General features: G+C 43.6%; 5 protein-coding genes and 1 pseudogene. 3 read left to right on the top strand and 3 right to left on the bottom strand.

The annotated features are described in order from the left end of the window. The 3 genes and pseudogenes from PVV60_RS09470 to PVV60_RS09460 form a co-directional block, all read right to left on the bottom strand. Window positions 1–438 (bottom strand): annotated as a pseudogene (locus tag PVV60_RS09470) (virulence-associated protein E); the annotation flags it as partial. 98 nt (window positions 439–536) lie between these two features. Further along, complete coding sequence (locus tag PVV60_RS09465) at window positions 537–737, bottom strand: AlpA family transcriptional regulator (protein WP_007347209.1); 201 nt, start codon at window positions 735–737, stop codon at window positions 537–539. A 207-nt stretch (window positions 738–944) separates the two neighbouring features. Beyond that, the gene (locus tag PVV60_RS09460; protein ID WP_273724541.1) at window positions 945–2,111 is read right to left on the bottom strand and encodes a site-specific integrase; all 1,167 of its coding nucleotides are present in this window, start codon (window positions 2,109–2,111) and stop codon (window positions 945–947) included. 166 nt (window positions 2,112–2,277) lie between these two features. Between PVV60_RS09460 and PVV60_RS09455 the strand changes: the two genes are divergently transcribed. The 3 genes from PVV60_RS09455 to PVV60_RS09445 all read left to right on the top strand — a co-directional run. Continuing rightward, a complete protein-coding gene (locus PVV60_RS09455) occupies window positions 2,278–2,448 on the top strand; it encodes a hypothetical protein (RefSeq protein WP_273724542.1) in 171 nt (56 codons plus the stop codon). Beyond that, window positions 2,429–3,757, top strand: a complete 1,329-nt coding sequence (locus PVV60_RS09450; RefSeq protein ID WP_273724540.1) for a PBSX family phage terminase large subunit — start codon at window positions 2,429–2,431, stop codon at window positions 3,755–3,757. The genes PVV60_RS09455 and PVV60_RS09450 overlap by 20 nt, the downstream gene beginning before the upstream one ends. Beyond that, window positions 3,742–5,162, top strand: a 1,421-nt coding sequence (locus tag PVV60_RS09445; RefSeq protein ID WP_273724539.1) for a portal protein, incomplete at its 3' end; no start/stop codon positions are given. The genes PVV60_RS09450 and PVV60_RS09445, both read left to right, overlap by 16 nt.

The raw sequence follows: 5,162 nt of genomic DNA, 5'->3' as shown, positions 1-5,162 counted from the left end.
AGGGTGTGGACACTTGCTATGAAAGCGTAAATAAGGAGATAAGTCACATGTGATCCCCCGCATGCGTAAGTAGGTTTCTGCTAAAGTGTTTTTGATTGGTTGGCTTTGTTGCCAAATTGCTTTTGCTCTCTCTGTTTTCTGTTTTGCTCGTTTGAGATCAGCAGAAATCTGTTTTGATAAAGAGAGCGTACGATCATAAGCTTTATCAAAAAAGGCTTGTTTCCCCAGCAAGCCAATTCTAATGAGCGCTTGTATGATCTCTCTAAAAGAGCAGCCAGCATAACAAGTGAGTAAAAGACACCCATCATGTCCATGAGAAAGGGATAAGCTAGGCAGTCTATCATCATGAGCAGGACAACGGGCTATCCCATAATATCCATGCCAAACCCCATGCAAGGCACGTGTAATGCCCTGCGCATTCTTAAAAGAACACATCATTTTTATCCTATGATTATTGCACCATAGGACGGATTATGCTAACTCTAGGGTGATGAGCTTGAGAAAGCCTTGTCCGTCCTTACGTGACAAGGTTTTTTTTATGCCGCGTCACTTTGACGTTGCTGTTTTGCTTGCTCAATAACATTCAAAAGATCTGATTGTAACCAACGGGATAAAAAACCAAATTTTAAAGGTTTTGGCAAAGAGCCATTGGTAACATGACGGCGGAATGTTGAGACACTCATATGAAGCAATTTTGCACTTTCACGGTCTGTCAAAAGAATATCATTTTCTGTCATAATAATTTCCTTTCTATCAAAAAATGAGAACAAATCATAACTATTTATTAACCACATTTTGGTTCATTTAGAAAGATGTTTTATTCATAGAAAACAATATTTTATCATATAATTTCTGATGTGATACGTGATGAATCTTATTGAGAAAGAATGAGAGAGAAGAGAGCTAAAGTTATCCACAGATAATGGGGTTATGCACCCCATATCTTAAGATTGACCTGTAACATATGCCGCCCATTTATCCATATAGACACGGCGCTGTTCTAGATAGTCAGTACGACGATAGGCACGCTCTACTTGTCCTCCTACTGTATGACTGAGAATAGTTTCAGCGACCTCATAGGGGGCATCTGTTGTTTCAGCGAGCCAATCGCGTAAACTAGAGCGAAACCCATGCGGGCAGGCATCAAGTTTATTATCTCTCATATATTGAGCCATACACTTAGCAGCAAGGGGACCCCGACCGGTTGCAGAAAAGAAAAAATCATTACGAGAAAGCAATCGTGCTTGTTTTAAAATTTCTAATGCCTCTGTTGATAAGGGCACGCGAAATTCTTTTGTTGTATCACGCTTGCCTTTCATATTTTCAGCAGGAATTGTCCATATATCCCCCTCAACTTGATCTTTATGCATATGACACAAGGAATTGGTACGAACCCCTGTAAGAATAAGCAAACGCAAAGCTAGTCGTGTTATGTTTTGTGTTTTACAGAGTGACTGATAAAAAGCCGGCACTTCTTTCCAATCCATGGCTGGTCTATTAATGGTTTTATGACGTTGTTTACCTAAGAGAGCGCGTGCTTTTGTTACTGCTTGTAAATCAACATTCAAACCTAAGGCAGCCGCATGTTTAAGACATATATTAAGACGATTCAGTGTTTTTTTTGCTGTTGAAGCTTTTGTATGCCAAATGGGAGCGAGGGTATTGCGTATCTCTGTTTGCGTAATCTCAGAAACCGGCAAACAGCCTAATTTAGGGAGAATATGAAGTTTTAAGGGTAAAAACCAACGCCCATTTTTCCCATCTCCTTTTAATTCAGCTTTACGACTTTCAAAAGCATCCAAAGCAATATCTTTTAAATAATGGAGATTGCTTATTGCTTCACGCTTTTGTTTATCGCGTTCTTTAATGGGGTCACGCCCTTCACGTAAAACAGCACGCCATTGCATTGCACATTCACGAGCTTGTTTTAAAGAAACATCTCTCAAGGCACCCAATCCCATTTCACGGCGCCGACCGTGAAGAGTATACCGTAAAATCCATTGAGCACCTCCATCCTTACGCTTATGAAGTAACAAGCCGGCACCATCATTATATTTGCCAGCCCCCAATGTTGCGACAGCCCTTGCATTAAGACGGTTCATAAGGACCATTTTTACTCCTTTCTTATACAAATTTTATCCACACACTCATCCCACTTGTTATGTGCAAATGAGTGATTTTGATTGATTCAAGATACACAGATTTAAGATGAGAGAATCTTACGCTATTCGGGACTCTCATTCAATATGAATAACGCTAGATTATCATTATAAATCAATGCCTTGCTCTTATTTGGAAAAGCAGGCAATAAGATGCCCCGCGGCTTATTTAGCGTTGCTTGGCAAGATCTTGCCTTTGCAAGTGACGGGTGAAGATGGGGGCGCGATTAAGATCATAGGGCGTGTAGAAATTGCCCCTTTAACAATGAATGACGACAAGACAGATTAAGATTGTACCAAAGCTCATTCCTATTTTTACAGGAGACACTTTGGTACGTGCGGCTTGGGGTGGGCGAGGCTCTGGTAAAACAAGATCATTTGCCTTGATGGCTGCTTTAAAAGGTTATCAATTTGGTATGGGAGGGATATCGGGGACCATTCTTTGTGCACGACAGTTTCAAAATTCGCTAGCAGAGAGTTCTTTAGAGGAGATTAAGCGTGCCATTGAAGCCCATGACTTTTTAAAGAGCTATTATAAGGTTGGAGAGGCTTCGATTAAATCAAATGATGGTCGTATAGCCTTTCAGTTTTCTGGACTGGACCGCAATATTGCCAGTATTAAATCGATGGGGCGCATTTTGCTTTGTTGGGTTGATGAGGCAGAGCCGGTGACAGAGACCGCTTGGCAAACGCTTATTCCAACGTTGCGTGAAGAGGGAGAGGGATGGCGTGCAGAGTTGTGGGTGACATGGAACCCGTTGCGAGATAATGCACCGGTTGAAAGGCGGTTTCGCTTTTCAGATAATGAAGCCATTAAGCGTGTAGAGATCAATTGGTCAGACAATCCAAAGTTTCCCAAGATCTTGAATGAAGCGCGGCTTGATGATTTGAGAAACCGCCCCGAGACTTATAAGCATATCTGGGAAGGGGCTTATCTTACAGCGGTTCAAGGTGCTTATTATCAGAGGGAAATGTTGGCAGCTGAGCAGGAGGGGCGGATAGGGCGTGTTGCGCGTGATCCTTTGATGCAGATACGCGCCTTTTGGGATATTGGGGGCACGGGTGCTAAGGCAGATGCGACAGCAATCTGGATAGCGCAATTTGTTGGCAGAGAGATCAGAGTGCTTGATTATTATGAAGCGCAAGGGCAGCCGTTATCGGAACATATCGGTTGGTTACGTCAGAATGGTTATGAGAAGGCATTAATGGTTCTCCCCCATGATGGTGCGACCAGAGACCGTGTGCACAATGTGAGTTTTGAGAGTGCTTTAAATGATGCGGGTTTTGAAACGCAAGTCATCCCTAATCAAGGGGCTGGTGCTGTCAAAATGCGTATCGAGGCAGTGCGACGTATTTTACCTTCAGTTTGGTTTAACGAAGAGACGACCGTAGCGGGGCGTAAGGCACTGAATTGGTATCACGAAAAATGGGATGAGAAGCGCAATATTGGCTTGGGAGCAGAGCATGATTGGTCCAGTCATGGAGCAGATGCCTTTGGATTGATGTGCGTGGCTTATGAAGAACCTCCGACGATACAAAAGCGACCAGCTTATAGTGGCAGAACGGAATATGAGAGTACCTCATGGATGGCAGAATGATGTATGATGAAGAGTATTTAGACAAAGAAATTAACGCATCAGATTTGTCGACAGAAGGTTTGTTTCGCAAGCTTGTTGGTTGGTACAAAGAAGATGTTGAGCATGTGAACAAATGGCGTGAACATGCAAGGGAGGATTTCCAATTTTACAATGGCGACCAGTGGAATGAAGCAGATTTAGCCGCGTTAAAAGAGCAACGCCGCCCCGTTATGACCTTTAATCGCATTGCACCACTTGTGAATGCTGTTGTGGGTTCAGAACGCAACAATAAGCGCGAAGTGCAATTTATTCCTCGTCAAATAGGGAAGGCATTGCCTAGTGAATTGCTTACGGGAGCAGCAGAATGGTTTCGCGACATGGCACATGCTGAATACGCGGATAGTGATGCTTTCCAAGACGCTGTCATTTGTGGCATGGGGTGGACCGATACACGGCTTGATTATGAGAACAGCCTTGATGGTGAACCGGTCATTACGCGTTTAGACCCTCTAAAGATGGTTTGGGATAGCGCGGCAGTGCAACCGAATTTAACCGATGCACAACGCATGTGGTATGTAGACCGCAAGCCATTAGATGTAGCCAAGCAGATGTTTCCCAAAGCCCATTGGAGTGAACTGAGTGCAGATTGGGCGCGTGATGGGGTTGCCTATGAAGGTGTGCATCATAATGATCTTGAAGCTTATAATGATGAAAAGGGCATTGATGTTGAAAACGGTCGACGGATGGTCACACTGGTGGAATGCCGTTGGTTTGAAAGCGAGAGATATTACAAGGCGCCCGATTTAGAAACGGGTGAACTTCGTGATTACAGCGAAGAGGAGTTTAAGCAGCTCCAATGCATGATGCCCGATATCCAAGGGGCAGCTTTCAATAAAAAGGTTGTAAAACGCGCCTTTTTAGGGAGAAAACTGCTTGAATGCCCCGACCAACCTTTGGTTCCAGCTGGTCAATTGGGTTGGGAGTGTATCACGGGGTATTTTGATAAGATAGAACGGCAATTTTATGGAGTTGTACGCCCGACAAAAGACCCACAACGGTGGGCGAATAAATATTTTAGTCAGGTGATGCATATTCTCAATAGCCAATCCAAAGGTGGGATTATGGCTGAGAGGGGAGCGTTTGAAGATGAGAGAGAAGCTGTAAAGAGTTGGAGCAGGGTAGATAGTATTACGGTTTTGAAAAATGGCGCTTTGGCAGGGGGTAAGATACAGCCCAAACCCATAGCGCAATTTCCAACCGGTTTTTTCCAACTGTTTAATGAAGCGAAAGAAGCAATTAATCAAGTTACGGGTTTATCGCCCGAGTTTATTGGAACGAGAGAAGTTTCACAAGCAGGGATTTTAGAGGCACAACGGCGTCAATCCAGTCTTAATCTGCTTGCTTGTTTGTTTGATGGCTTGCGTTT

Source organism: Bartonella sp. AU18XJBT (assembly GCF_028618595.1).
Classification (GTDB): domain Bacteria; phylum Pseudomonadota; class Alphaproteobacteria; order Rhizobiales; family Rhizobiaceae; genus Bartonella.
This window is presented reverse-complemented; position numbering and strand designations above follow the sequence as displayed.